Below are 26877 nucleotides of genomic sequence, written 5' to 3' on the forward strand. Positions count from 1 at the left end.
AGGAGCGTGACAGCGCCCCCGGAACAAATCAAGCACGCTTGCATGATTTTGTTTTCCACAACCCCGGCACCTGTGCGCGTCCGTGCGGCTACTCTCGGTCACGGGAGGTGGTTGGCGTGCGAAGTCGTGAACTGGACCCGAGTGCATCGCCGTTGGACTACTACGGCTACGAGCTGCGGCGCTGCCGGGAGGCGGCGGGACTGACGTTGGCGCAGCTCGGCGCGATCGTCTTCTGCACCGGGTCACTGATCGGGCAGATCGAGACAGCGGCGAGGGTCCCTCAACGGGACTTCTCGGAGCGGGTGGATGCTGCGCTGGGGACGGACGGGTTGTTCTCCCGGCTGGTGGGGCTGGTGCTGCGGAGTCAGTTGCCGGGGTGGTTTCAGCCGTATGCGGAGATGGAGGCGAAGGCTGCGTATATCTCCACGTACCAGTGCCAGTTGGTCTACGGGCTCTTGCAGACGGAGGCGTACGCGCGAGCCGTTCTGAGCGTCGAGCACTCGAAACGGCTCGACGAGATGGTCGCGGCGCGGTTGGACCGACAGCGCATTCTGGAGCGCGAGCAGCCGCCAGTGCTGTGGGTCGTACTGGACGAGGCGGTACTGCATCGAGCGATCGGCGGCCGGGAGGTGATGCGAGGCCAACTAGCACACTTGTTGGACCTGTTCGGCCAACCGTGGATGGAGATCCAGGTGCTGCCGTTCTCGGCGGGTGAGCACACGGGGATGATGGGCTCGTTCACTCTTCTCCGGTTCGACAGCGAACCGGACCTGCACTACAACGAGAGCTACGACCAGGGCCACATGACCGCCAATCCGCAAGTGATCAGGGAGCGTTCCGTCGGCTACGCTCGCTTGCAGGCCGCCGCCCTCTCACCGAGAGACTCGGCCGACCTGATCACCCGCGTGATGGAGGAACGCTATGGGGAGCAGCCTGAACGTGACGCGAGCGCGGTGGCGTAGGTCGTCGTACAGCAGCAGCAGCGGCGGCGACTGCGTCGAATGCGCCCCCTTCGGCACCGCCACCTGGCGCAAGTCCTCCTACAGCGGCAGCAGCGGCGGCGAGTGCGTCGAAGTCGCCGACCTCACCGCCCACATTGCCATCCGCGACTCCAAGAACCCCGCCCACGGGACCCTCACCGTCACCCCGGAGGCCTTCACCACGTTCGTGTCGGCGGCCTCCCGGGGCGACTTCACAGCGCTCGACGGATGAACCACCCGCCGCTCAGACCTCGGCGTCACCCGTCCTGCGGCGGCGGACGATGAACACCGCTCCCGCGCCGAGCGCCACGGCGGCGCCGCCCGCGAGGGCGAGCTGCGGCAGCGCGGAGGACGAGCCGGTCTCGGCCATGCTGCCGGACGGGGTCGTAGCGCCCGTCGGTGTGTCGGCCGCGCCGCCCTGCTGCTTCACGGCACCGTCGGACTTGGCGGCCTCGGCACCGTCGTTCTCGCCGTCCTTGCCCTTGGCGCCCTCGGACTCGTTGCCGCCCTCGGTGTCGTCGCCCTTGTTCCCGCCCGCGCCGGTCTCGCCCTCGGTGTCGTCGCCCTTGTCGCCCTCTTCAAGGGCCTTCTTGGCGTCGGCGAGGGCCTTGTCGGCGGCCTGCTTGTCGGCGAGCGCCTGCTCCTCCGCCCTCTGCAGCTCGCCGTACTTCCGGGCCTCCGCAACCCGCTCGTCGTCCCGCTTCCTGCCGGCCTCGGTCGCCTTGGCCCGGGCGGCGGTCGCCGTCTCCGCGGCTGCCGCGGCCGCGGCCTTCGCCTCGGTCACCCGCTGCTCCGCCGCCGCCTTCTCCTCCGCGGTCGCGGACTCACCCAGTGCGGCGAGCGCGGCCTGAGCGTCGGACAGCTCCTTGTCGGCGGTCGCCTTGGCCGCCTCGGCGGCGTCCGCCTCCTCGTCCGCGGCCTTGGCGGCCGCGTCGAGCGGAGTGCCCCCGTCGAGCATCTCCTCAAGGTACTTGTACTGGGCTTCCCTGGCGGCCACAGCCGCTTCGTACGCCTCCTGCGCCTCCTTCGCCGCCTGCTCCAGCTCTGCGATCGACGGCGTGGACGTCGCCCCTGCCGTCTCCGACTGCACCGCGGTGGCCGACGACTTGTCGGCGGCGAGGGCCGGAGTGGCGGACAGCAGCGCGAACGGCGCGGTCACGGCGACGGCGACGGCAGTGGAGACGGTGCGGCGCAGATTCATACGAGCCCTTTGGTCGAAAGGCGGAAGCGTAAACGGCGGTGATCATAAGACTCTGTTGTCGGAGGGAACAGCCGAATTCCCCCTGCTCCAGCGCGCCGCACGATGGCCGCTCAGAGATAAACGTCCCGATTCGGACAGTTGCCCACGGAAACTGGGTTTCTCCTGTGAGTCATGTCATTCGCTCGGCTCCCGCCCTCCGCGCGCGCCGGGTCTGCGTCCGCACCGCCCCCATGCTCGCCGCGATGACCAGGGCGATCGCCGCGGCCTCCGTCGCGGTGAGGGCCTGGTTGAGGATCAGGAAGCCTGCCGCGGCGGCGATGGCGGGTTCGAGGCTCATGAGGACGGCGAACGTGGCGGCGGGCAGGCGGCGCAGGGCGAGGAGTTCGAGGGTGTAGGGGAGGACCGAGGAGAGGACGGCGACGGCCGCGCCGAGGGCCAGCGTCACCGGGTCCAGCAGCTTCGCGCCCGACTCCACGATGCCCAGCGGCAGGAACAGCACCGCCGCCACCGCCATGGCCAGCGCCAGCCCGTCGGCCTGCGGGAACCGGCGGCCCGTACGCGCGCTGAAGACGATGTACGCCGCCCACATCGCGCCCGCCCCCAGCGCGAAGGCCACGCCGACCAGGTCGAGGCTGTCGAAGCCTCCGCCGCCGAGGAGGAAGACGCCGGCCAGCGCGAGTCCCGCCCAGACGAGGTTGATCGCGCGGCGGGAGGCCAGGACGGACAGGGCCAGCGGGCCGAGGACCTCAAGCGTGACCGCGGGGCCGAGGGGGATCCGGGCGAGGGCCTGGTAGAAGAGGCCGTTCATCGCGGCCATCGTGATACCGAAGGCGATGACCGTGCCCCAGTCGGTGCGGGAGTGGCCGCGCAGCCGGGGACGGCAGACCACCAGCAGGACCACCGCGGCGACCAGCAGCCGCAGCGTCACGATGCCCAGCGCGCCCGCCCGCGGCATCAGACTGACCGCGAGGGCGCCGCCGAACTGAACCGACACCCCGCCCGCCAGCACCAGGCCGACCGGGCCGATGGAGCCACCGAGTCGGCCACCCCTGGGCTGTCCCTGGCTCGGCGTGGCCGCCGCGGACGGCGCGGACGAGGACGTCACCGGGGACGACGGGGTGGCGCTCGGGGTACTCACGGGGCCTTCCAGGGGGCTCGGGACCGATCCGGGGAATGTTCAGCTCGCTGCACTCGCCAGTCCAGAGTAGTGGACTCGGTCAGGCGTGTGAACCGCTTTTGCCACTGACCACCCTGCCCTCCCCCACCGCCCGCGCGAAACGCCGTCTCACCCGACGGACGACGTTTCGACCAGGTTTCCCCCAGCGGCTAGTCTCCCTTCGTGGCTGAGATCCAGATTCCCTCTGACATCAAGCCCGCGGACGGTCGTTTCGGCGCGGGTCCCTCCAAGGTGCGGACGGAGGCGCTGGACGCCCTCGCCGCGACCGGCACGTCCCTCATGGGCACCTCCCACCGGCAGGCCCCGGTCAAGAACCTGGTCGGCAAGGTGCGCGAGGGCATCAGCGAGCTGTTCCAGCTCCCCGACGGCTACGAGGTGATCCTCGGCAACGGCGGCTCGACCGCGTTCTGGGACATCGCGACGCACGGCCTGATCGAGAACAAGTCGCAGCACCTCAGCTTCGGCGAGTTCAGCTCCAAGTTCGCCAAGGCCGCCAAGCTGGCCCCCTGGCTGGCCGAGCCCGACATCATCTCCGCCGACCCCGGCACGCACCCCGAGCCGGAGGCCGCGGCGGGCGTGGACGTCTACGCGTTCACCCACAACGAGACCTCGACCGGCGTCGCCATGCCCATCAAGCGGGTGGCCGGTGCCGACGAGGGCGCCCTCGTCCTCGTGGACGCCACCTCCGGCGCGGGCGGCCTCCCGGTCGACATCGCCGAGACGGACGTCTACTACTTCGCCCCGCAGAAGTCCTTCGCCTCCGACGGCGGCCTGTGGATCGGCGTCTTCTCCCCCGCCGCGATCGAGCGCGCCGAGCGCATCCACGCGTCCGGCCGCCACGTCCCGGAGTTCTTCAGCCTGCCGACGGCGATCGACAACTCCCGCAAGAACCAGACGTACAACACCCCGGCCCTCGCCACCCTCTTCCTGCTCAACGAGCAGCTGGAGTGGATCAACGGCCAGGGCGGTCTCGACTGGGCGGTCCGCCGTACGGCGACCTCCGCGCGCACGCTGTACGGCTGGGCCGAGGACATCAAGTACGCCAACCCGTTCGTCGCCGACCCGGCCAAGCGCTCGCAGGTCATCGGCACGATCGACTTCACCGACGAGGTGGACGCGGCGGCCGTCGCCAAGGTGCTGCGCGCCAACGGCATCGTCGACACCGAGCCGTACCGCAAGCTGGGCCGCAACCAGCTGCGCGTCGCGATGTTCCCGGCGATCGACCCGGCGGACATCGAGGCACTGACGAAGTGCGTCGACTATGTGATCGAGAAGCTCTGACGATCCCTGTACGTGAGTTGGGGCGCCCGGCGGACACCGGGCGCCCTTTCTCGTGGAACAGGCCAGCCGGTGCGCGTCAGTTGCGGGTCACCATCGTCATGACGCCGTCCGCCCGCCCCGTGACGCTCAGCCGTATCCGGGTCCCGTCGCTGAGCCCGTCGCTGATCTGGGGGAACCTTGCCTCCAGAGCGGCGACGGGTGCGGCCTGTTCGGCCGGTGTGGTCGGATGGCGGAGCCCGCGCACAGCGTCCAGTACGGCGTCCACCACCGGCTGGATCCCGGCAGCCCGGCAGGCGAACCCCAGCGAACGCGCATCGTGCGCGTGGGCCAGGTGCAGCTCGACCGCCTCGTCCTGATACGCGGCCGCGATGAACTCCTGCACGTCGCCGTGCGCCAGCGTCAGCGGCGTCTCGAAGATCAGGTCGTACTCCGGCAGTTGCAGCACCGCCCGCACCATTCCGTACCGTCCGAGGCGGTGACCCTGGAGAAACAGGTCGGCGCCCTTGTCCCGGATCAGCTCGCCGAGGCCGTCGAGGTCCGCGCGCATCCGGCCGGACAGGCGCAGCAGGATGGCGGGCCTGCCGCTCACTCCGAGGTAGAGCGGCGAGTCGTCCCTGTCCCGCAGCAGGTCGACGTAAGGGAAGACCCGAGTGGATGTCCAGTGCTCGTCCGCCGGGCGGTCCCGGCGTGCGTCCTGCGCGAACTGCTCCGTCTTGCTGGGCTCCTTGATCGGAGGCAGCCGCGCCATGAGGTCGGAATCGGTGCCGGTCACGGGGCTTTTCCTGCGGAACCATGGCATGCACCGCACATTAGTGCGGGCGGTCCGGGACCCGTCCCGGCCCGGTCGGTACGACGCCCGAAGACCTCGTGGCGAGGCCTCGTACGCCGACGCCGGTACGCGCGGTTACTCCCGCCGTCAGACGCCCTCGCCGCCCCCGCCCGGCACCGTTGTGCAGGTGAAACCCAGCCGCCTGAAACTGAGCCGGCCCGCACGCCGGGCCACCCTCATCGTCCATGTAGCCGCCTCCGCCGGCTGGCTCGGGCTCACGCTCGGGCTGCTCGCGCTCGGGATCACCGCGACCACCACAGGGTCCGCGGTGACCGTGGAGGCCTCCGTCCGGGCCATGAAGCTGTTCGCCGACTGGCTCCTGCTCCCCGTCGCGTTCCTCACGCTCCTCAGCGGGCTGCTGCTGTCCCTGGGCACCCCGTGGGGGCTGGCCAGGCACCGATGGGTCTGCACCAAGTTCTGGCTGACCCTGGCCACGACGACCGCCACGGCCTTCGCGCTGCGCCCCGGGGTGAACTCCGCGGTCGCCGCCGTCACCGCGGGCGGACCGCTGCCCGACACCGGCGACGTCCTGTTCGGACCGGTCGTCTCGCTGTCCGCCTACGTCTTCATGACGGTGATCTCGGTCCTCAAACCCTGGGGGCCGACCCGGCGCGGCCGAAGGCTGCGCGCACAGGAGGCCGGGGCACGCGCGTGAGGGCGCCCGGCGAGCACCGGGCGCCCTAGGGCCTGTCCGGCGGATCATGCCGCAGACGCGGGGCCTGGCACGCCCATCTGCGCTTATAGGGCGCCGCCGATTTCCTGCGACCTGATCCGCCGGACAGGCCCTAGCGCATACGGCTTCAGCGGCTCAACCTCTGGAACCTGCGCACGGCCAGCGGCAGGAAGATCACCGTCAGCACCACCGGCCACACCCCCGCCATCAACAGCGCGTGCTGCTCCACCCAGGAGTCACTCCCGCCCACCGGCGTCCCGAACAGCTCGCGCGTGGCCGCCGCCGTGGACGAGATGGGGTTCCACGCGGCCACCCACCCCAGCCAGTCCGGCATCAGCTGCGGGGCGACGAAGATGCTGGAGATCATGGTCAGCGGGAAGGCGACCGCGAACAGCCCGCCCGCCGCCTCGGGGTTGGGCACGATCAGGCCGAGCCACACGCCGATCCAGATCAGCGCGAACCGCAGCCACAGCAGCAGCCCGAACGCGGCGAGGAAGCCCCAGCCACCGTCCGGCCGCCAGCCCATGGCCAGCGCGGTCAGCATCATGATGCCCAGCTCAGCGCAGGCGACGATCAGATCGGTCACCCCGCGCCCCGCGACCACGGCCGACGACGCCATGGGCATCGAGCGGAACCGGTCGATGACGCCCTTGGTGGAGTCGTACACCACCACGGTCGCGGTGTTGATGAAGCCGAACGCCATCGTCATCACGAACATGCCCGGCATCAGGAAGTCCTTGTAGTCCCCGCCGCCGGGCACCTTCATGGCGCTGCCGAAGACATAGCCGTAGAGGAGGACGGAGAGGATCGGGAAGCCCAGCTGCCAGGCGATGTTGACGGGCTGGCGCTGGTAGTGGGTCAGGCCGCGGCGGACGATGTTCCAGCAGTCGGCGAGCAGCCAGTACGTGCGGCTGCGGGCCACGGGAGCCAGGGTGCTCATGCGGCGGCCTCCTTCGTCTGAGATGTCTCCGTGCGGTGTCCGGTCAGGCGCAGGAACACGTCGTCGAGGCTGGGCCTGCGCAGTCCGATGTCCTCGACCCGTACGCCCTCGTCCTGGAGGGTGCGGGCGACGTCCGTCAGCGCGGTCACCCGGTCGGCCACGGCCGCGTGCACCCGCAACTCGCTCTCGTCGGTCTCCGGTTCACCGTCGGAGACCCGGGCGACCACCTTCACGGCCCGCGCGATGTCCGCCCGCTCGGCGACCACGACCTCGATCCGGTCGCCGCCGACCCGGTTCTTCAGCCCGTCCGGGGTGTCGTCGGCGATGGCCCGCCCCTGGTCGATGACGGTGATGTGGGAGGCGAGCTTGTCGGCCTCCTCCAGATACTGGGTGGTCAGCAGCACGGTCGTACCGCTCGCCACCAACTCCCGCACGGACTCCCAGACTTCGCCGCGGCTACGAGGGTCCAGTCCCGTCGTCGGCTCGTCGAGGAAGAGGACGGCGGGCGCGAGAATCATCGACGCGGCGAGGTCGAGGCGGCGCCGCATGCCGCCGCTGTAGCCGCCGACGCCCTTGTCGGCGGCGTCGGTCAGGTCGAACTGCGCCAGCAGCTCGGCGGCGCGCAGCTTCGCCCGCTTCCCGCCCAGATGGAACAACCGGCCGAACATCTCCAGGTTCTGCCGCCCGGTGAGCACCTCGTCCACCGCGGCGTACTGCCCGGTGAGCCCGATCCGGGCGCGCACCTCGCGCGACTGCCGGGCCACGTCCAGTCCGGCCACCGTCGCCTGTCCGCCGTCCAGCCGCACCAGCGTGGACAGGATGCGCACGGCAGTGGTCTTGCCCGCGCCGTTCGGCCCGAGCAGGCCGTGTACGGTGCCTTCGCGCACGGCGAGGTCGAAGCCGTCCAGGGCGCGTTTCTCGCCGTAGCGCTTCTGCAGGCCCTCGGCCCGTACGGCGTATCCGTCGCTCATGGGTCCCCCTTCTCTCCTTAACTGGGTACACCGTACCCGATTGCGCGTACGACGTACCCAGTTTTTCCTCGGGCACCTAGACTGAGCCGCATGACGAGCGGCAAGGGCGGCACCGAGACCAGCGGCAGCGGCGATATCCAGCGGACCCTCGAACTGCTGTGGGACACCGGCCGACGGCCCAGTCGCGGCCCCAAGCCGGGCCTGACGCTCGACCGCATCGTGGAAGCCGCCGTCCGGGTCGCGGACGCGGAGGGCCTGGAGGCGGTGTCGATGCGACGCGTCGCCGCCGAACTCGGCACCGGCGCGATGTCTCTGTACCGCTACGTCCCCGGCAAGGCCGAGCTGCTCGACCTGATGCTGGACCGTGTGCAGCGCCCGTCGGAGAACCCCGCCGACCTCGGCGACGGCACCTGGCGCTCGGCGCTGGAGGCCATGGGCCGCGCGACCCTCGCCCTCTACCGCCGCCACCCCTGGCTGCTCCAGGTCAACCAGTCACGCCCAATCCTCGGCCCCAGCGCCATCGACGGCTTGGAGAAGGTCCTCTCCCGCATCCGCCCGATGGGCCTGTCCGACCGCGAACTGGTCTCGGCGATCATCCTGGTCGACTCGTACGTCATCGGCGCCGCGCGCACCCAGGTCCACCAGGAGGAGGCGGAGCGCAGGACGGGGCTGACGGACGCGGAGTTCTGGGAAGCGCAGGTCCCGGTCCTGGAGAAGGTCATGGCCACCGGCCGCTACCCGATCATGGCATCCCTGGACGAGAACACCTGGGGCCCGGACTTCGACCACTTCGAGTTCGGCCTGCAACGCATCCTCGACGGCCTGGAGGTCCTGGTGGCCCAGCGGCGGGAATCGGTCGGCTGATTCACGGCTGATCCACGGCTAGTCCCGGCGCCGCAGCCGCCGCAGGCCGAGGAGGAGGGCGCAGGCGACGACCACGGCGACGGCGCCGGTCCCGACGGAGAAGCCGCTGCCCTCCTCCTGGGAGGCCGAACTGCCGTCGGCGGACGGCGACTTGGAGGAGCCGCCGGACGCACCGGGCGCGTCCAGCGGCTCCACCGAACTCTCGGCGCCCTCGTTGCCGAACATGACCTTCGTGCCGTCGGCGGTGTACGTCACCGACTCCCCCTGTCCCAGGGACGGCACGCCGAGCCGCCCGGTGCGCTTGATCCGGCCGCCGTTCCAGTCGTAGGCGAGCGAGCCGAAGTAGCTGCGGACGACGAGCTGTTCACCGTCCGGGGAGAACGCGGCGTCGGTGGCCTCCAGGTCGGCGACGGGGGCGATGGGCTTGAAGACGTTCGTGCCGGAGGCGGACAACTCCGCCGGTCCCTCGTACAGGTGCCCGCCCGCCTCGTTCTTGTCGATGATGTAGACGCGCCCGGTCTTCGGATGCACGACGAGCGACTCGGCGTCGCGCGCCCCGTCGGAGTACTTCACGACGTACTGCGTGGCCCGGACGGTCTGGTCCCTCAGCTCCTTGGGCTCGGGCAGCTGATAGATCCAGACGTGGTCCCAGGTGCCGCCGAGGTTGTCGCCGATGTCGCCGACGTAGATCTGGTTGCCGGGCCCGATGGAGATGGCCTCGACGTCGCGGGGGCGGCCGACGCCGGTGAGGGTGAGGGTGGCGACGGTCTCGCCGGTCGCGCTGTCCACGGCGTAGAGGTAGGCACCGTCGTCGCTGTCGTTGTGGGTCCAGTAGACGCCGGGGTGCTGGCGGGAGGCGGCGAGGCCGCTGGACTCGGTGATGCGCGGGTCCCTGATCGTGAACGCCTTGTCCCCGTCGGCGGCGGAGGCGGTCGGCACGGCGAGCGCGCCCGTGAGGAGGGCCGCGGCGAGGAATGCGAGAGATCGGCGCATGCCCCCAAGACTGCCACCCCGCCCGGCGTTTCACCGGGGTGGTGGGCCTCACACCCCGCGCTCTGCCCTGATCGTTCATGATGAGCGGATGCTCAGGTTCATGCCCGTAGGCGACTCCATGACCATCGGCAGCGCGGGCGAACACACCTGGCGTTACCGGATGTGGCGGCACCTGTGCGAGACGTACGGCGGGCCCTTCGCGATCGTCGGCCCGCGCGAGTCGCTGTACGACAAGACGGCGCAGGCGCCGGTGTCGTACGCCTACGCCGAACCGGACTTCCCGCGCGCCCACCTGGCCGGCTGGGGTGAGGGCTGGCTGCACATGGCCCCGCTGATCGGCGGGGCGGTGCGCGACTGCCGCGCGGACGTGCTGCTGGTCTCCCTGGGCCTGATCGACCTGGGCTTCTACACGAACGCCGAGCAGACGGCGGAGAACGTCCGCGCCTTCATCGCCGGCGCGCGCGAGGGGAACGCGCGCATCCGCATGGCCGTACTCCCCGTGATACCGAACGTGCGCTGCATGTCCGACGCACCCTTCGCCGAGCAGGTCGCCGCCTTCAACGAGCTCCTCGCGAAGACGGTCGCCGACCTGGACGAACCGCGCTCGCCGCTGCTGCTGGCGTCGCCACCGGCGTCGTACGACATCCACACGGACACCTACGACGGCACCCACCCGAACGCGAGCGGCGAGCACCGGATCGCGGAGGCGTTCGCGGAGGCGCTGTACCAGGGGTGGGGGCTGGGCGCGGACTACGAGGGCTGATCGGCGAGGGCGCGCACGAGGGCGTCGGCGCAGGCCCGCGCGGCACCCGCTGAGGGAGTCCGCACCGTCCGCCCCAGATACGCCGCCCGCGCCCACGCCAGCGCCGGGCGGTGCTCGGGCGGCAGCCGTTCGAGGGCCCAGTCGGCGGCGGCGTCCTTCGAACGGATCGTGCCGGTGGCGAGCGTGACCCAGATCCGGGCGAGGGTCAGCAGGACGTTGCGGGTGTCCGAGCCGAGATCGGCCATCAGCTCCGGCACCCCCGCGACGATCGCCCGCCGCAGGTCGGCGCGCGGGACGGGGGCGAGGAGGGTGGCGGGCGGGGGGCCGTAGAGGGGCGCGTCGCCCTGCAGAACCATGGTGAGGAGCGGCGCGAGGTCGGGCATCGGGGCCGGGGCGGGGACGAGGCCCCGCTCGTACTCCTCCCGCAGCCATTCGCCGTACAGGAACTCGCAGTTCGGCGGGTACCGCCAGGGGTTGACTTCGTCGTGCCGTACGACGATCAGCTCGACGGGGCGGCGGGAGGGGCCGCCGGAGACCTTGAGCAACTCCTCGACGAGGGCCCGGCGTTGGGCGTGGGTCGTGGGACGGTCCACGACGACGAGCAGGTCGAGGTCACTGTGCGGGCGGAGTCCGGCTAGGACGGCGGAGCCGTGGAGGTAGATGCCGAGGATGTTGTCGCCGAGGGTGTGGTGGAGGAGGCGTACGAGGGGGGCCGTAAGGGCGGTCGCCATGGTCACTTCTCCCCGTGACGGGATCCCGTGCGTCGCGTTGTACTGCACGGCCGACCCTCTCATGGGGCGGCCGGGGAGGAGCGCCACCATGACCGTCGAGAACGCCCAGCGCCTCGACGAGTGGTTCGAACTGCTGGAGCGGATGGTCCTCGAAGGCATCAAGGCCGAGGTCGTCGAGGGGGCCGTCCACATGGTGCGGCAGCGGGACACGCACTGGGAGATCATCCGCCGCATCATCCGTGCGTTGGAGGATCAGTTCGGCATGGACATCAAGGTGACGACCGACGTCCGCATCGACTTCCCCGGCTTCGAGAACGGCTTCTGCCCCGACGTGATGAAGCTGCGTGACGACGCCGAACGCGACCCGAAGCGCGGCTGGCGTCATGAGGACGTCGAGTTCGTCGCCGAGGTCATCTCCCGCGGGACCGGGATGAACGACTACGGCCCCAAGAAGGCCGCGTACGCCGAGGCCGGGGTACCCGTCTACCTCATCGCCGACCCCTACCAGGCCCGCTGCCACGTCTTCACGGACCCCAAGGACGGCGAGTACCGCACCGAGTCCAGGTTCGACTTCGGCGAGCGGATCGACCTGACCCACACCCTTCTCGATCTCACCCTCGACACGGCCAAGTTCCCCCGCGACTGATCCGGCCACCGCAGCCGCTTGCCTTGAGTCCACTTCAAGACGTTGGCTTATGGACCATGAAGTACACGCAGCTCGGACGCACCGGACTCAAGGTCAGCCGCCTCGTCCTCGGCACGATGAACTTCGGCCCGCAGACCGAGGAGGCCGACAGTCACGCGATCATGGACGCGGCGCTGGACGCGGGCATCAACTTCTTCGACACCGCCAACGTGTACGGCTGGGGCGAGAACAAGGGCCGTACCGAACGCATCATCGGCAACTGGTTCGCCAAGGGCGGTGACCGGCGGGACAAGGTCGTCCTCGCCACCAAGCTGTACGGGTACATGGGCCTGGACGACGTCGAGCCCTGGCCCAACCACAACAAGCTCTCCGCCCTCAACATCCGCCGCGCCGTCGACGCCAGCCTCAAGCGGCTGCAGACCGACTACATCGACGTCTACCAGTTCCACCACATCGACCGGGCCACCCCGTTCGAGGAGATCTGGCAGGCGATCGACGTGCTGGTGCAGCAGGGGAAGATCCTGTACGTCGGTTCCAGCAATTTCCCCGGCTACAAGATCGCCCAGGCCAACGAGATCGCCGCCCGCCGGGGCGGCACCATCGGCCTCGTCAGCGAGCAGTGCCTCTACAACCTCTTCGAGCGCCGCGCCGAGATGGAGGTCATCCCGGCCGCGCAGGACTACGGCCTCGGAGTCATCCCCTGGTCGCCGCTGCACGGCGGGCTGCTCGGCGGGGTCCTGAAGAAGGAGACCGAGGGCGGGCGCCGGGCCTCCGGCCGGGCCGCCGGCACCCTCGCCGAACCGGCTGCCCGTGCGCAGATCCAGGCCTACGAGGACCTGCTCGACAAGCACGGAGTGGAACCCGGCGAGGCCGCCCTCGCCTGGCTGCTCACCCGGCCCGGCGTGACCGGCCCGATCGTCGGCCCGCGCACCGCCGAGCAGCTGGACTCCGCGCTGCGGGCGGTCGAGCTGGAGCTGTCGGAGGAGCTGCTGGCCGGGCTGGACGAGATCTTCCCGGGGCCGGGGCCGTCGCCGGAGGCCTTCGCCTGGTAGCACGCCGAAGCGGCTGGGGGCGGCGGGCGGCGGCTAATTTCCGAATGCCGCCGCCACCGCCACCACCACGAACATCAGCACAAGCGCACCGGCCATGATCCGGTTCCGGGTTTTCGGGTCCACGTACCGAGACTAACCGGCCCCGCCAAGCGGCCAGCGGGCGACCGCCTCATAACGGGGCTGCGCGCCCGGCACCCCGGACTTCGGCAGGTTGCTGCGCACCAGCGCCAGCTCGTCCACGGTCCAGGTGCGGCTCGTGAACCCGGCCAGCGCGTCGAGGTACGCCCGTACGTTCCTGGCGTCCCGGCTGCGGGCCAGCGTCAGGTGGGCCTTGTAGCGCCGGTGCTCCCCCATCTCCACGCCCGCCTTCCGCGCCGCCGCCTCGGCGCGCTCGGCCAGCAGCCGCATCGTCGCGAGGTCCCCCTCCGCCCCGGCCCACAACGCCCGCCCCTGCCCGAACTGCCCCCCGCCCCGCAGGGCCAGCGCGAACGCCCGCGTCCGATGCGCGGCCCGCTCGAGCCGAATCGCCAGCTCGGGTACGACGTCGTCGTCGACCTCCCCGTAGAACGCCAGCGTGAAGTGCCACCCGGGCCGCCCCGTCCAACGCAGCCCGTCCGCACCGGGCAGCTTCTTCAACGCGGCCAACTCGGCGGCCAGTTCGTCGGTGACGTCCTCGGGGGGCAGTACGGCGGCGAAGAGTCTCATGGGGCCAGTGTGCCTCTCGCGTCGCCGGGTCCGGGCGTGTCCTCGTCACCGTGCGTATCGTTGTACTGCGCGGCTGTGCGTGACCGAGCGGCAGCCGGGGAGGAGCGCCACGATGACCGTCCTTGACGACAGGATCGAGATGGCCGAGGAATGCGGCGAGCTGACTCTGGACGTCCTGTTCGAGTGGCTCGAGAAGATGCCCATCCCCGAGGGAACGAAGGTCGAGATCGTCGGGGGGAACATCTTCATGTCACCGCAGCGGCAGAACCACTGGGAGATCATCTTCGGCATCGCGAAGCAGTTGGACGCCAAGTACTCGCAGAAGCGCATGGCATCGGACGTGCGGATCGACTTCCCCGGGCATCTGAACGGCTTCGCCTGCGACCTGGCGGCCATGGCCGAACGGTCAGTGAAGGACAGCAAGGGCCGCTGGCGCTATCAGGACGTCGAATTCGTCGCCGAGGTCATCTCCAAGGACACGGCGGCCAACGACTACGGCCCGAAGAAAGACGCCTACGCCGCGGCCGAAGTGCCGGTGTACCTGATCGTGGACCCGTACACCGGCGAGTGGCATCTGCACACCCTGCCGAAGGACGGCAAGTATCACAGTGACGTCAGCTTCTCCTTCGGCGAGGACATCGACCTGACCGGTACCCCGGTCGGCCTGGTACTCAAGACCGACGAGTTCCCCCGCGACTGACCCACCGACTCACGCCGCCCTGGCCAGTTCCTCCCGCTCCTCCCGGGGAACGAACCGCACCCGCGGATGACCGGCGTTCCAGCCCACTGCCAGCCGCAGGCCCCCCACGCGGGCCAGGATCAGGCCGATGGTGAGGGCGGCCAGGGCCGCCACCGCGCCGCCGGTCGCGAGGCCGACGCGGGCGCCGTAGGTGTCCGTGATCCAGCCGACGATCGGGGCGCCGACCGGGGAGCCGCCCAGGAAGACCATCATGTACAGGGCCATGACGCGGCCCCGCATCGCCGGGTCGGTGGCCATCTGGATGCCGGTGTTGGCGGTGACGTTGACCGTCATGCCGAAGACGCCGAGCGGGATCATCAGCAGGGCGAAGAGCCAGAGCGACGGGGTCACCGCCGCCACGATCTCCACCGCGCCGAACACCAGCGCCGCCGCGGCCAGCAGCCGCATCCGCGCCGTGCCCCGGCGGGCGGCGAGCAGCGCGCCCGTCACCGAGCCGACCGCCATCAGCGTGTTGAACAGGCTGTACGTGCCCGCGCCGACGTGGAAGACCTCGTCCGCGAAGGCCGAGAGGTAGACCGGGAAGTTGAACGCGAACGTCCCGATGAAGCCCACCAGCACGATCGGCCAGATCAGCTCCGGGCGCCCGGCGACGTACGACAGCCCCTCACGCAGCTGCCCCTTGCCGCGCGGGGCGCGTTCCACGGGGTGCAGCTCACGCGCGCGCATCAGCAGCAGGCCCGCGATCGGGGCGACGTAGGACAGGCCGTTGGAGAGGAACGCCCAGCCCGTGCCCACGCCGGTGATCAGGAGACCGGCGACGGCGGGGCCGATCATGCGGGCGGACTGGAAGTTCGCGGAGTTGAGGCTGACGGCGTTCTGGAGCTGGTCGGGGCCGACCATCTCGCTCACGAAGGACTGGCGGGCGGGGTTGTCGACGACCGTGGCGAGGCCGACCGCGAAGGCGGCGACGTACACGTGCCAGACCTCGACGTGCCCGGTCAGGGTCAGGGCGGCGAGGGCCAGGCCCGTGAGCGCCATCGACGTCTGGGTGACCAGCAGCGTGGGGCGCTTGGGGAGGCGGTCGACCAGGACTCCGCCGTAGAGGCCGAAGAGCAGCATCGGCAAGAACTGCAGCGCCGTCGTGACGCCGACAGCCGTGGCGGAGCCGGTGAGGCTGAGGACCAGCCAGTCCTGCGCGATGCGCTGCATCCAGGTGCCGGTGTTGGAGACGACCTGGCCGAGGAAGAACAGGCGGTAGTTGCGGACCTTCAGCGAGCTGAACATCGAGGACTTGCGCTCGATGGGGTCATCAGGGGTGTCGTGGGTGGTCGGTGCGGGGGCGGAGTCTGCTCCGGATCCCGTACTCAAAGGGGTTCGCCTCCTCGGGTGGTGCGGTTACAGATGCGCGAGCTTCTCCAGCACGGGGGCGGCGGCGCGCAGTTTCGCCCACTCGTCCTCGTCGAGGTCCGCGGCCAGTGTGGCCAGGAACGCGTTCCGCTTGCGACGGCTCTCTTCGAGCATCGCCTCGGCCCGCTCCGTCTGGGTGACGACCTTCTGGCGCCGGTCCTCGGGGTGCGGCTCCAGCCGGACCAGGCCCTTGGCCTCCAGCAGCGCGACGATGCGGGTCATCGACGGCGGCTGCACGTGTTCCTTGCGGGCGAGTTCACCCGGGGTGGCGGTGCCGCAGCGGGCCAGGGTGCCCAGGACCGACATCTCGGTCGGGCTCAGTGACTCGTCGACCCGCTGGTGCTTGAGCCGACGGGACAGCCGCATCACGGCCGATCGCAGAGAGTTCACGGCGGCAACGTCGTCGCCATGGGTAAGGTCCGGCATGTTCTTTAGCGTAACTCATTACCCAACCTAAAGACCAGTCGCGACACGCACAGATGCCCGTGACACTCACCACTGAAACAGGATCGTCACCCGAACGAGTGAGCCGCTTCCCGGAAAGTGACGCACCACTGGGCCGTCTTGCGACCCTCGTGTCCATGGGGACCAGTGTGCTCAGCCTGCGGATCGACGGGGAGCTGCTCGAACGGCTCCGGCTCCACGCGGCGAAAAGAGGAATGAGCGTCCAGGACTATGTGGTCCAGACGCTCATTCGGGACGACTTCGACGAGCGGTTCAAGTCCGCGGTCGACGAGACGGAGAAGTTCTACGGGGTCACGTGATCGTGCGGATCACGTGAGCCCGAGGGCCGGCATCAGGTAGTAGAAGGCGAACACGGCCGCCACGGCGTACATCGCCGCCGGGACCTCCCGGCCCCGGCCCGCCGCCAGGCGCAGCACCACGAAGGTGATGAAGCCCATGCCGATGCCGTTGGTGATCGAGTAGGTGAACGGCATCATCAGCATCGTCACGAAGGCCGGGACGGCGATCGTGTAGTCCGCCCAGTCGATCTCCTTGATCGAACCGGCCAGGATCAGGAAGCCGACCGCCACCAGCGCCGGTGTGGCCGCCTGCGACGGGACCATGGTGGCGACGGGCGTGAGGAAGAGCGCCAGGGCGAAGAGCCCGCCGGTGACGACGTTCGCGAAGCCGGTACGAGCGCCCTCGCCGACGCCGGCCGTGGACTCCACGAAGCAGGTGGTGGCCGAGGAGGAGCTGGCGCCGCCCGCGGCGACCGCGATGCCGTCGACGAACAGGACCTTGTTGATGCCCGGCATCTGACCCTGCGCGTCGGTCAGCTTGGCCTCTTCGCTGACGCCCATGATCGTGCCCATCGCGTCGAAGAAGGCCGACAGCAGGACCGTGAAGACGAACAGGACGCCGGTCAGCACACCGACCTTGGCGAAGCCGCCGAACAGGCTGACCTGGCCGATCAGGCCGAAGTCGGGGGTGGCGACGGGGTTGCCGGGCCACTTGGGGGTCGTCAGACCCCAGGACGGGATGTCGGCGACGGCGTTGACGATCACCGCGAGCACCGTCATTGCCACGATCGAGATCAGGATCGCGCCGGGCACCCTCCGCACGATCAGCGCCAGCGTGAGCAGTGCGCCGAGGACGAAGATCAGCACTGGCCAGCCGGTGAGGTGACCGGTGGTGCCGAGCTGGAGCGGGACGGTGGTCTGGGCGGCGTCCGGGATGCGGGAGACGAAACCGGCGTCGACGAGACCGATCAGCATGATGAACAGGCCGATACCGATGGAGATGGCCTTGCGCAGGCCGTACGGCACGGCGTTCATCACCCGCTCGCGCAGACCGGTGGCGACCAGCAGCATCACCACGAAACCGGCCAGCACCACCATGCCCATGGCGTCCGGCCAGGACATCCGCGGGGCGAGCTGGAGGGCGACGACCGAGTTGATCCCAAGGCCGGCGGCCAGCGCGATCGGCACGTTGCCGATGACGCCCATCAGCAGGGTGGTGAACGCCGCGGTCAGCGCCGTCGCGGTGACCAGCTGCCCGTTGTCGAGCTGATGGCCGTACATGTCCTTGGCGCTGCCGAGGATGATCGGGTTCAGCACGATGATGTAGGCCATCGCGAAGAAGGTGGCGAAACCGCCTCGGACCTCACGGGCGAGCGTGCTGCCGCGTTCCGAGATCTTGAAGTAGCGGTCGAGGGCGCCGTACGCGGGCGCGCCGCCCGGCTGCTCGGGCGCGGGAGCCTTGGGGGAGGCCGAGGTGGGCATTTGGTCTTTCCTACGAACAGAACCGGTCAAAGGCAAACTGTTTCAGTATGAACATATGAGGGAAGAAGTGCCATCTCCGCGCGTAGACCCATTCGGGGGAACGGCCCCCGGGTCCGCCTCGTAAGCTGTGCGCATGGCGAAGTGGACCCCCAAGCACGAGGCGCCGGAGCCCCTGGAGGGCCCCGTGGTCGGCACCATCATCGGCGGCACGATCGTCTGGTTCGTCCTCTTCCTGGTCCAGCTGCCCTTCTACGGCTGGTTCGACGAGCACGGCAACACCTGGTGGCTGTGGACCTGCCTGGCCGGCGGCGGCCTGGGCCTGCTCGGCATCTGGTACGTCCGCAGGCGCGACGCCGCCATCAAGCGCGCGGCGGCGGCACGCGAGCAGACGACACCGGCGCCGTGACGCCGTAGGACCAGGCGTGGCCCCGTAGGAGCCGTCGCGACCCCCGTAGGACCCGTCGTGACCCCTGTAGGACCAGTCGCGACCCCCGTAGGACCAGTCGCGTACGACCTACGGGAACCCCCGTACAACCGAGGCACTACAGACGTCCTCCCGTAGTCGGATCTTCACCCCACTCGGGGGGTGAAGCCCCAAATCCGCCCGTACCGTCGAATGCATGACGCACATCGACGCGGACGCCGGTCTCGATGCCGCGCACCCCCTGCGCGCGCCCTCTCCCACGACCGGGCTCACCGCAGCCGAGGTCGCCGAGCGGGTCGCGCGAGGCGAGGTCAACGACGTGCCGGTGCGCAGCAGCCGGTCGATGGTCGACATCGTCCGCGCCAACGTCTTCACCCGGTTCAACGCGATCATCGGCGTGCTCTGGGCGATCATGCTGGTCGTCGCGCCGATCCAGGACAGCCTCTTCGGCTTCGTCATCCTCGCCAACACCGGCATCGGCATCCTCCAGGAGTGGCGGGCGAAGAAGACCCTGGACTCCCTGGCGCTGATCGGTGAAGTGCGGCCGACGGTACGGCGGGACGGGGTGGTCGCCGAGGTCAGCACCGCGGAGATCGTGCTGGACGACCTGATCGAGATCGGGCCGGGTGACAAGGTCGTCGTCGACGGGGTGTGCGTCGAGGCCGACGGGCTGGAGATCGACGAGTCGCTGCTCACCGGCGAGGCCGACCCGGTCGTCAAGCGGCCGGGGGACCAGGTCATGTCCGGCAGCTTCGTCGTCGCCGGGGTCGGGGCGTTCCAGGCCACCAAGGTGGGGCGCGAGGCGTACGCCGCGCAGCTCGCCGAGGAGGCGTCGCGGTTCACGCTGGTCCACTCCGAGCTGCGCTCGGGCATCTCCACGATCCTCAAGTACGTGACGTGGATGATGATCCCGACCGCTATCGGCCTCATCATCAGCCAGCTGGTGGTGAAGCAGACCGACTTCATGGACTCCGTCGCCCGCACCATCGGCGGCATCGTCCCCATGGTCCCCGAGGGCCTGGTGCTGCTCACCTCCGTCGCCTTCGCGATCGGCGTGATCCGGCTCGGCCGCAAGCAGTGCCTGGTCCAGGAGCTGCCCGCGATCGAGGGTCTCGCCCGCGTCGACACGGTCTGCCTGGACAAGACCGGCACCCTCACCGAGGGCGGCATGGACGTCACCGAGCTGCGCACGCTGAACGGCTTCGACGAGGCGTACGTACGGCAGGTGCTCGGTGCCCTTGGCGAGTCCGACCCGCGCCCCAACTCATCCCTCCAGGCGATCATCGACGCCTACCCCGACAACGACGACTGGCGCTGCGTCGAGGCGCTGCCCTTTTCCTCCGCCCGCAAGTACAGCGCCGCGTCCTTCAGCGAGGGCAACGGCGAGTCCAGTACGTGGCTCCTCGGCGCCCCCGACGTACTGCTCGACGAGGACGACCCGAACCTCGCCGAGACCGACCGGCTGAACGAGCAGGGCCTGCGGGTGCTGCTGCTGGCCCGCACCTCCGGCGACCTGGACTCGCCCGAGATCACCCGGGACGCCAAGCCCGCCGCCCTCGTCGTACTCGAACAGCGGCTGCGTCCCGACGCCGCGGACACCTTGCGCTACTTCGCCGACCAGAACGTCGCCGCCAAGGTCATCTCCGGCGACAACGCGGTGTCGGTCGGGGCGGTGGCGAGCAAGCTGGGGCTGGCCGGTACGACGGTGGACGCGCGGCGGCTGCCCAGCGACCGGGACGGGATGGCCGAGGCCCTCAACGAGGGCACAGTGTTCGGGCGGGTCACCCCGCAGCAGAAGCGGGACATGGTGGGCGCGCTGCAGTCCCACGGGCACACGGTCGCGATGACCGGCGACGGCGTGAACGACGTGCTCGCCCTGAAGGACGCCGACATCGGGGTCGCGATGGGCTCGGGGTCGGAGGCGACGCGGGCGGTGGCGCAGATCGTGCTGCTGAACAACAGCTTCGCCACGCTGCCGTCGGTGGTGGCGGAGGGGCGCCGGGTCATCGGCAACATCACGCGCGTGGCGACCCTGTTCCTGGTCAAGACGGTCTACTCGGTGCTGCTGGCGATCCTGGTGGTGTGCTCACAGGTGGAGTACCCGTTCCTGCCCCGCCACCTGACCCTGCTCTCCACGCTGACGATCGGCGTCCCGGCGTTCTTCCTCGCCCTGGCACCCAACACGGAACGGGCGAAGCCCCACTTCGTGCGGCGGGTGATGCGGTACTCGATCCCGGGTGGGGTGCTGGCCGCGGTGGCGACGTTCGCGACGTATCTGATCGCTCGGCAGTACTACACGGGGCCTGATGCGTTGGGCGCGGAGACGAGTGCGGCGACGTTGACGTTGTTCCTGATCGCGATGTGGGTGCTGGCGATCATTGCGCGGCCGTATACGTGGTGGCGGTTGGCGTTGGTGGCGGCGATGGGGGCGCTGTTCGTGGTGGTGCTGGTGGTGCCTTGGTTGCAGGACTTCTTCGCGCTGAAGCTGGTGGGGATGACGGTGCCGTGGATCGCGGTGGGGATTGCGGTGGGGGCGGCGGTCGTCCTGGAGGTGCTTTGGAAGTGGGTCGACCGCCGGTTTCCTGCGTAGGCCCGCGGGGGCAAGGGGCGGTGGTCCAGTGCGGGCCGTGTGTGGCTGGTCGCGCAGTTCCCCGCGCCCCTTCTCGGCGTCCTACTTGACGTCGACGAAATCCCCGGCCGCGTTGACCGCCGTAGCCGTCGTCGTGCCCTTGAAAACGAAGCGGTAGTAGCCGTCCACCGACGCCTTGACCGTCGTCTTCAGGTCGCCCCTGGTGTTGGTCTTGAGGGTCTTGACCTTGGTGTACGTCGTGGCGTTCTTCTTGCGGAACTGCAGCTCCACCGGCTGGGTCGCGTACCCGGCGTACTTGCCGGTCTCCCAGTTGGCGCGGGTCAGCTTGCCGGTGACGGTAAGGGTCTTGCCCTTCTGCACCGGCTCCGGCGATGCGTTGACCGTCAGCTGCGCGGCACGGCGTACCAGCGTGGTGCCGAGGCCCTCCTTGTCGGCGTGGCCGACCTTGCTGATGTCGAACTCCTCGCCCGCCGGGTCCTGGCCGTTGTACGCGATGGCGACGGCCGCGCCCTTCCAGGTGCCGGCGTCGGAGTTGAGCAGATCCTCACCCGGGTAGATGTCGATCTTGCCGGTGCAGGTGGCGGTGGTCGCGGAGTTGACCGTGCAGGCGGCGGGCTTGACGCCGGTGAGGCGGACGCTGCTGGGGGTGGCGAGCGAGCCGCGGTAGAGGACGGGGTTGGTGACGAAGTCCTTGGCCTTGATGTCGACGTCCGTACCGTGGGTCAGCTTGTACGTGACGGTGGTGGAGTAGTGACCGGTGGCGCCGACCTTGATCGCCTTGGTGATCTTGAAGTGCGAGAAGGTGACGTTCAGCTTGTACGGCTCACCGGGGGCGGCGTGCACGGCCGGTGCGGCGAGGACGGAGAGGGCCAGGGCGCCGGTGACGGTGGCGACAGTGGCTCGTATGCGCATGCGTTCCCCAGATGATCGCGAGTGATCTCGGAGCCTGTTGGCTCACTTGATCAGATAGGTGCGCGAGGGGAACGGTTGCTCGACCAGGCCGGCGGTCGCCAAGCAGATCGAGGAGGAGGCCGAGTTCCGGAGGAAAAGAACAGGGGCCGTCCCTTCGGACAGCCCCTGTGGCTCAGTCGAACCAGCGGTCGCGGGCCAGTTCCGCGGTCCTGGACGGGTCCTCCAGCAGCGCCGCGACCTCGAAGCGCCGCGGCCACTGGCCCGCCGCCCAGGCCAGCCCCGCCGCGACGCCCTCCAGGGTGGCGGCGTGCAGAACGCCGTCGGAGGTGACCCGCCAGTCGATTTCCACGCCGTCGACGACGAGTTCCTCGTGCTCGACGTACGAATCCGGCGTCCGCGCCCCCAGCAGCACCCGCACCGACTCCGGTACGTCGTGCTCGGTGCCCTCGGAGTCGACCTCGCCGGTGACGGACTCGCTCAGTCGCCGCACCTGGAACAGCTCCGCCAGCTCGGCGGCGCGCGAGGGCGGCACCGGCAGCAGCGGGACGCCCTCGGTGAAGGGCAGCAGGTCGGGCGAGTCGACGACCACCGCGTCGGCCGCGTCCACGACCTCGACCCGGCCGTCGACCACCGCGCGCAGCTCGTCCGGCAGGGTCACCTGCTCGGGGTCCAGCTCGGCCAACGCACCGTACAGGGCGTGCAGTTGGGTGCCGGTGACGGGCCGCTCGGGGTCGGCGAGCCGGTCCAGCAGCTCGGCCGCGCCGCCCGGCTCGTCGAGGAGGGCCGCCACGGAGGTGCGCACGCCGAGCGCCCAGAGGACCTGCTCGTCGTGGAAGCCGGTCGCATCGGCCTCGTCGTACAGGCCCCGCAGCAGCGGGTCGCCGCCGGAGGCGAGGAGACCGGCCGGGCGGCGGCCGTCCAGCACCGGGTGCCCCCGCAGCCACCAGGCCGTGTACGGCCGTACGACCTCATGGGTGCCGTCGGGCAGCAGGATCCGCACCGGCTGGGTGAGCGCGTCCCTCAGCGGCGGCCGGGCGAGCAGGGCCAGGGCCTGCGGCCACTTGTCGTCGTCCACGAGGTCCAGGTCCCGTACGGCGACCAGCTCCGTGGCGACCGGCGGCACCGGCGAGTCGGGGAAGCGGTCGAGGATGTCCTCGCACCACACGTCGACCGCGTCCAGCAGACCGGGGTCGTCCGGCTCGGCGTAGTCCCCTTCGCGGGGCTCCAGTTCGTCGGGGTCGAGGACGACATCGGTGGCGCGTACCAGGGCGAAGTCGGCCAGCACTCCACAGGCGGCCAGCGGCTGCTGGCCGAAGCGTTCGGCCAACTCGGCGTCCACAGCGGCGAGTTCACCCTCACGCATGACCTGCGCGAAGGGACTGCCCGGGAAGACCAGCTCACCGGCGGGCGCCAGTTCCCCCTCCTCGTCGGGCAGAGCGAGCGCGCCGAGCCAGGGCTCGTCACCCGGCTCCAGACCGGCGTCGCGGACGAGGGAGAGGACAGTGTCCGCCAGCTCCTCGGCGTCCAGCGCGTCCTCCTCCCAGGACGGCCCGCCCTCCTCGTCGAGCGAGGCGGCGACGGCGGCGCGCACCTGCGGGGTGGTGAGGACCGCGCGGGGCGTCGCGGGCAGCGCGCCCAGCTTCTCCAGGAGCGGATGCGCGGCGTCCGGGTGGGCGACCTTCAGGCCGAGCCGGGCGAGGATCTCGGGCTCGATACGGACGGCGTCGGGGGTGGGCAGCAGCACCTGCCGGGGCCCGATGGTGGTCCGGCCGTCGGCGAGCGGCACGGGCAGGCCGGTGAGCCGGTCGGGGTCGACGCCCGCCAGGCTGTCGTACAGCCGCCGCCACCAGCCGGGCTCCTTCTCCAGCCCGGCCAGCCGGTCGACCGCGTCGGTCAGCCGGACCCGGGCGACGCCCAGCGTCCGCAGCTCCACACGCCGTTCCAGCCCGGCGGGCAGCAGGGTGGGCAGCACCTCGGCGAGCACCCGCACGGTCTCGGCCCCGGCCCCCTCCACCACCTCGGCGTCGCGCGGCCGCAGCGACTCGGGCAGGTCCTCGTCGGGCCCGGTACCGGCCGGGGGCAGGAAGGACGTACGCGGCAGCCGCTGCAGAATGGCCTGCCGCAGCGCCCCGTCCAGTTCGCCCTTGCCCAGCGGTCCGGGCACGAGGTCGATGATCCCCTCGGTCACCGGCCGCCAGTCGGCGAGCAGTTCGGCGTACGCGTCGGCGGCCTTGTCGACCAGGAAGTCGGTCAGCGGGCCGGGCGCGGCGTGCCGCCGGGTGGTGTCCAGCGGGAAGGACGCGATGAGCAGGGCGGGTACGCCGAGGGGCTCGTCGCTGGGGGTGGGGGCGTGTACGACGGGGCTGGTGCGCGGGCGTGCGGGGGTGCCGTCGGCGTCCACGGGTACGGCCCAGGTGACCGACCAGTACGGGCGCAGCCGCTCCTCGACAGGCCGGTCGGCGAGCAGATCCGGGGTGAGCGGGCCGTGCGCGACGGCGGTACGCCACCGGGTGACGCCGTCCCGCGAGTCCTCGACGACGATCAGGCCACCCTCGCCCCGCCGCCGCAGCGTGCGGGGGGCGTCGGCCCCGATCTCGACAACGACCTCCTCCAATCCCGGCAGGGTGAGCAGCAGGGCGTCGTCGACGGCGTGCAGGAGGCGTTCGGCGAGGTCGGTGGCGGCCGCGTCGCGCAGGGGGAGGATGACGACGGTGTCGTACGGGTCGGGGGCGGTGCCCTCTGCGGCGAAGGGAAGGCGGAGGAGAGGGACGTGCCCGTCCCGACGGCGGATCTCGTCCCCCAGGCCGGGGCTGTGCCGGGCGGTGTCGGCGGCCAGGTCACGGGCCTCGGCGAGCGACCACCGCACACCGCCGTGCCGGCCGACGACGGCGGGCTCGTCGGTGACGGCGAGGACGGCCGCGAAGCCGACGCCGAACCGGCCGATCGACGGGGTGTCCCGTTTGGCGGAGGCCCGCAGCGTGGCCAGCGACTCCACGCCGGCCGCGTCCAGCGGGGCGCCGGTATTGGCGGCGAAGAGAACGCCGTCACGGAGGGTGAGACGCAGCCGTCCGGGCACACCGGCGCGGGCGGCCGCGTCGGCGGCGTTCTGGGCCAGCTCGACGACGAGCCGGTCCCGGTAGCCACCGAGGACGAGATCCTCCTCGGCGTTGGCGTCCTCCCGGAACCGGGCCGGACTGGTCGCCCACGCGTCCAGCACCCCGCGCCGCAGCCGGGCAGTCCCGAACGGATCGGCCCCCTCGGCCGCCGGCCGCACGAACTTGCTCACGTTCACTCTCCTCATCGGCGTGAGGAGAAGGTATCGCTCCCAGACGTCGACGCGCCGCTTGCCCGGTCCCGTGGACCTGAGCCGCCGACCTCAGGCGGAGGCACCTGACGCGTACGAGACGAAGTCCGCCCAGGCTGCCGAGGTGACCGCGAGGCGGGGACCGGCGGTGTTCTTGGAGTCGCGGATGTGGATGGTGCCGGGGGTGGTGGCGATCTCGACGCAGGAGTCGGCTTCACTACCGCTGCTGTAGCTGCTCTTGAACCACGCCAGTTCGGGGGCGTCCCCGGCGGAGGCCTTGCGGATCATGTCTCTCCCAGCAGTTGCTCGATGAAGGCCATGGACTCACGTGGGGTGAGAGCCTGGGCCCGGATGATGCCGTACCGCAATTCAAGGATGACTGCCGCCCGACGGTCGCGAGGACCGCGACTCCCCACTCGTCGTCCGGGTCCACCTCCCAACCCGGCTCGTCCGCCTCCGTCTTGAGCCGTCCCGCCTCGGCCTCGACCGTCATCCCGTGCCCCTCCGTCGTACCGCTGCCGGACAACCTCCGGACAGTAACCGCACGTACCCGCTGAGTCACTTCTCACAGTAAGCAACTCAGTTGAGTTCGACCCATGACCGCATTCACCCCCCGGGGTGAACATCGCCAACTTCGCTCTGTGCACCCGGAGTTGCAGCCATACGCTCGCGGCAGAAAACACCCGGCGCATGTGCCACAGGCATATTGCTCGCCACTCCGCTCCCCCAAAGGAACCCATGGTCAGCTCGTCCCACGAGGCGATGCACCGCATCTTCCAGGACCACCCGGGACTCTTCTCCCGGGTCTCCGAGACGCTGGGCATCGACTTCTCCCCGCCCACTTCGGTCACGGTCCTGCCTAATGACCTCACCGAGATCAGTCCCGTCGAACGCCGTGTGGACACGCTGCTGCGGTTCGACACGGAGGACGACGGGTCGTTCCTCCTCGCGATCGAGTCCCAGAGCGCGAAGGACCCGCACAAGCCCGCCAGCTGGGCTTACTACGCGTCGTACCTGCTCACGAAGTACCGGCTGCAGCCGGTGCTGTTGGTCGTCTGCCAGGACCGCGCCACCGCGAAATGGGCCGCGCGACCCGTCCGCTTCGGCCCCCGCCAGTGGCCCCTCCTCACCCTGTGTCCGCTGGTCGCGGGACCGCACAACATGCCGGTGATCACCGACCCGGCCGAGATCCGCAAGGACCTCGCCCTCGCCACGCTGTCCGCCATCACCCACGCCAAGGATCCGGACATCGGCGCCATACTGAAGGCAATGACGAACGTCCTGCGGGACACTCCCCACACCATCACCGACCCGATCATCGAACTCATCGCACGCGGCCTGGGCAAGCACCCGGCCGCAGAAATGTGGAGGAACCTGGTGGCCGTGGATCTTTCCTTCTACAAGTCATCCCTCTCACAGGAACTCCGGGCCGAAGGCGAAACGCGTCGCGCGGCCGAGGACATCCTGGACGTCTTCGATGCGCGCGGCATCGACGTCCCCGATGCAGTG

The 26877-nt window shown here is 70.3% G+C and carries 27 protein-coding genes and 1 pseudogene; 13 read left to right on the forward strand and 15 right to left on the reverse strand.

Annotation, left to right across the window (positions count from 1 at the left end):
- The first annotated feature begins 116 nt into the window (after positions 1–116).
- Positions 117–962: a helix-turn-helix domain-containing protein gene (locus SSP24_RS31585; protein ID WP_373306671.1), complete on the forward strand. Its 846-nt coding sequence runs from the start codon at positions 117–119 to the stop codon at positions 960–962.
- Positions 922–1212 carry a DUF397 domain-containing protein gene (locus SSP24_RS31590; protein WP_141313396.1) on the forward strand — a complete coding sequence of 97 codons (291 nt, stop codon included), beginning with the start codon at positions 922–924 and terminating at the stop codon, positions 1210–1212. Before SSP24_RS31585 ends, SSP24_RS31590 begins: the two co-directional genes overlap by 41 nt.
- Before the next feature lie 12 nt (positions 1213–1224).
- Here SSP24_RS31590 and SSP24_RS31595 read toward each other — a convergent pair whose 3' ends face one another.
- The gene (locus tag SSP24_RS31595) at positions 1225–2181 is read right to left on the reverse strand and encodes an LAETG motif-containing sortase-dependent surface protein (protein WP_141313397.1); all 957 of its coding nucleotides are present in this window, start codon (positions 2179–2181) and stop codon (positions 1225–1227) included.
- A 169-nt stretch (positions 2182–2350) separates the two neighbouring features.
- On the reverse strand, positions 2351–3319 hold the full coding sequence (locus SSP24_RS31600) for an EamA family transporter (protein ID WP_141313398.1): 969 nt from the start codon (positions 3317–3319) through the stop codon (positions 2351–2353).
- Between the two features lie 201 nt (positions 3320–3520).
- On the opposite strand from SSP24_RS31600, the gene serC reads away from it, so the two are divergent.
- A complete protein-coding gene (gene serC / locus SSP24_RS31605; protein ID WP_141313399.1) occupies positions 3521–4639 on the forward strand; it encodes a phosphoserine transaminase in 1119 nt (372 codons plus the stop codon).
- Between the two features lie 76 nt (positions 4640–4715).
- Here serC and SSP24_RS31610 read toward each other — a convergent pair whose 3' ends face one another.
- The gene (locus SSP24_RS31610) at positions 4716–5411 is read right to left on the reverse strand and encodes a hypothetical protein (protein WP_141313400.1); all 696 of its coding nucleotides are present in this window, start codon (positions 5409–5411) and stop codon (positions 4716–4718) included.
- A 199-nt stretch (positions 5412–5610) separates the two neighbouring features.
- Here SSP24_RS31610 and SSP24_RS31615 point away from each other — a divergent pair, with 199 nt between their 5' ends.
- Positions 5611–6123: a DUF2269 domain-containing protein gene (locus tag SSP24_RS31615; protein ID WP_141313422.1), complete on the forward strand. Its 513-nt coding sequence runs from the start codon at positions 5611–5613 to the stop codon at positions 6121–6123.
- 145 nt (positions 6124–6268) lie between these two features.
- Here SSP24_RS31615 and SSP24_RS31620 read toward each other — a convergent pair whose 3' ends face one another.
- Both SSP24_RS31620 and SSP24_RS31625 read right to left on the reverse strand, forming a co-directional pair.
- Positions 6269–7081 (reverse strand): ABC transporter permease, encoded by an 813-nt coding sequence (locus tag SSP24_RS31620; protein ID WP_141313401.1) that lies wholly within the window; start codon positions 7079–7081, stop codon positions 6269–6271.
- The gene (locus tag SSP24_RS31625) at positions 7078–8052 is read right to left on the reverse strand and encodes an ATP-binding cassette domain-containing protein (protein WP_141313402.1); all 975 of its coding nucleotides are present in this window, start codon (positions 8050–8052) and stop codon (positions 7078–7080) included. The genes SSP24_RS31620 and SSP24_RS31625 overlap by 4 nt, the downstream gene beginning before the upstream one ends.
- 90 nt (positions 8053–8142) lie before the next feature.
- Here SSP24_RS31625 and SSP24_RS31630 point away from each other — a divergent pair, with 90 nt between their 5' ends.
- Positions 8143–8916, forward strand: a complete 774-nt coding sequence (locus SSP24_RS31630) for a TetR/AcrR family transcriptional regulator (protein ID WP_141313403.1) — start codon at positions 8143–8145, stop codon at positions 8914–8916.
- Positions 8917–8934: 18 nt separating this feature from the next.
- On the opposite strand, the gene SSP24_RS31635 is transcribed toward SSP24_RS31630, so the two are convergent.
- Positions 8935–9909: a phage major capsid protein gene (locus tag SSP24_RS31635; RefSeq protein WP_141313404.1), complete on the reverse strand. Its 975-nt coding sequence runs from the start codon at positions 9907–9909 to the stop codon at positions 8935–8937.
- A gap of 88 nt (positions 9910–9997) precedes the next feature.
- On the opposite strand from SSP24_RS31635, the gene SSP24_RS31640 reads away from it, so the two are divergent.
- A complete protein-coding gene (locus tag SSP24_RS31640) occupies positions 9998–10672 on the forward strand; it encodes an SGNH/GDSL hydrolase family protein (RefSeq protein ID WP_141313405.1) in 675 nt (224 codons plus the stop codon).
- Here SSP24_RS31640 and SSP24_RS31645 read toward each other — a convergent pair.
- Positions 10660–11403, reverse strand: coding sequence for an aminoglycoside adenylyltransferase family protein (locus tag SSP24_RS31645; protein ID WP_141313406.1), 744 nt, complete (start codon positions 11401–11403; stop codon positions 10660–10662). The genes SSP24_RS31640 and SSP24_RS31645 overlap by 13 nt on opposite strands.
- 88 nt (positions 11404–11491) lie before the next feature.
- On the opposite strand from SSP24_RS31645, the gene SSP24_RS31650 reads away from it, so the two are divergent.
- Complete coding sequence (locus SSP24_RS31650) at positions 11492–12049, forward strand: Uma2 family endonuclease (RefSeq protein ID WP_141313407.1); 558 nt, start codon at positions 11492–11494, stop codon at positions 12047–12049.
- Positions 12050–12105: 56 nt separating this feature from the next.
- Positions 12106–13101 carry an aldo/keto reductase gene (locus SSP24_RS31655; RefSeq protein ID WP_141313408.1) on the forward strand — a complete coding sequence of 332 codons (996 nt, stop codon included), beginning with the start codon at positions 12106–12108 and terminating at the stop codon, positions 13099–13101.
- A 132-nt stretch (positions 13102–13233) separates the two neighbouring features.
- Here the strand turns inward: SSP24_RS31655 and thpR are convergent, their stop codons facing one another.
- Positions 13234–13806: an RNA 2',3'-cyclic phosphodiesterase gene (gene thpR / locus SSP24_RS31660; RefSeq protein WP_141313409.1), complete on the reverse strand. Its 573-nt coding sequence runs from the start codon at positions 13804–13806 to the stop codon at positions 13234–13236.
- A 112-nt stretch (positions 13807–13918) separates the two neighbouring features.
- Here thpR and SSP24_RS31665 point away from each other — a divergent pair, with 112 nt between their 5' ends.
- Entirely contained in the window at positions 13919–14506 is a 588-nt protein-coding gene (locus SSP24_RS31665; RefSeq protein WP_141313410.1) for a Uma2 family endonuclease, read from the forward strand.
- A gap of 9 nt (positions 14507–14515) precedes the next feature.
- On the opposite strand, the gene SSP24_RS31670 is transcribed toward SSP24_RS31665, so the two are convergent.
- Both SSP24_RS31670 and SSP24_RS31675 read right to left on the reverse strand, forming a co-directional pair.
- Positions 14516–15874: an MFS transporter gene (locus SSP24_RS31670; protein WP_141313411.1), complete on the reverse strand. Its 1359-nt coding sequence runs from the start codon at positions 15872–15874 to the stop codon at positions 14516–14518.
- A 27-nt stretch (positions 15875–15901) separates the two neighbouring features.
- Complete coding sequence (locus SSP24_RS31675) at positions 15902–16339, reverse strand: MarR family winged helix-turn-helix transcriptional regulator (RefSeq protein WP_141313412.1); 438 nt, start codon at positions 16337–16339, stop codon at positions 15902–15904.
- 155 nt (positions 16340–16494) lie between these two features.
- On the opposite strand from SSP24_RS31675, the gene SSP24_RS31680 reads away from it, so the two are divergent.
- Positions 16495–16677: a toxin-antitoxin system HicB family antitoxin gene (locus tag SSP24_RS31680; protein WP_174864755.1), complete on the forward strand. Its 183-nt coding sequence runs from the start codon at positions 16495–16497 to the stop codon at positions 16675–16677.
- Between the two features lie 9 nt (positions 16678–16686).
- Here SSP24_RS31680 and SSP24_RS31685 read toward each other — a convergent pair whose 3' ends face one another.
- Entirely contained in the window at positions 16687–18138 is a 1452-nt protein-coding gene (locus SSP24_RS31685; RefSeq protein ID WP_141313414.1) for an NCS2 family permease, read from the reverse strand.
- Between the two features lie 133 nt (positions 18139–18271).
- Here SSP24_RS31685 and SSP24_RS31690 point away from each other — a divergent pair, with 133 nt between their 5' ends.
- Positions 18272–18544 (forward strand): DUF2530 domain-containing protein, encoded by a 273-nt coding sequence (locus SSP24_RS31690; protein ID WP_141313415.1) that lies wholly within the window; start codon positions 18272–18274, stop codon positions 18542–18544.
- 214 nt (positions 18545–18758) lie between these two features.
- Positions 18759–21152 carry a cation-translocating P-type ATPase gene (locus SSP24_RS31700; protein WP_141313416.1) on the forward strand — a complete coding sequence of 798 codons (2394 nt, stop codon included), beginning with the start codon at positions 18759–18761 and terminating at the stop codon, positions 21150–21152.
- A gap of 81 nt (positions 21153–21233) precedes the next feature.
- On the opposite strand, the gene SSP24_RS31705 is transcribed toward SSP24_RS31700, so the two are convergent.
- The 4 genes and pseudogenes from SSP24_RS31705 to SSP24_RS45360 all read right to left on the reverse strand — a co-directional run.
- A complete protein-coding gene (locus SSP24_RS31705) occupies positions 21234–22064 on the reverse strand; it encodes a hypothetical protein (protein ID WP_141313417.1) in 831 nt (276 codons plus the stop codon).
- Between the two features lie 172 nt (positions 22065–22236).
- Positions 22237–25350, reverse strand: a complete 3114-nt coding sequence (locus tag SSP24_RS31710; protein ID WP_141313418.1) for a sacsin N-terminal ATP-binding-like domain-containing protein — start codon at positions 25348–25350, stop codon at positions 22237–22239.
- Positions 25351–25440: 90 nt separating this feature from the next.
- Positions 25441–25656 carry a DUF397 domain-containing protein gene (locus SSP24_RS31715; RefSeq protein ID WP_141313419.1) on the reverse strand — a complete coding sequence of 72 codons (216 nt, stop codon included), beginning with the start codon at positions 25654–25656 and terminating at the stop codon, positions 25441–25443.
- 82 nt (positions 25657–25738) lie between these two features.
- Positions 25739–25861: pseudogene (locus SSP24_RS45360) on the reverse strand (transcriptional regulator); the annotation flags it as partial.
- Between the two features lie 245 nt (positions 25862–26106).
- On the opposite strand from SSP24_RS45360, the gene SSP24_RS31730 reads away from it, so the two are divergent.
- The coding region (locus SSP24_RS31730) for a hypothetical protein (protein WP_174864756.1) at positions 26107–26877 on the forward strand (771 nt) is incomplete at its 3' end.

Source organism: Streptomyces spinoverrucosus, from assembly GCF_006539505.1.
Taxonomy (GTDB): domain Bacteria; phylum Actinomycetota; class Actinomycetes; order Streptomycetales; family Streptomycetaceae; genus Streptomyces; species Streptomyces spinoverrucosus.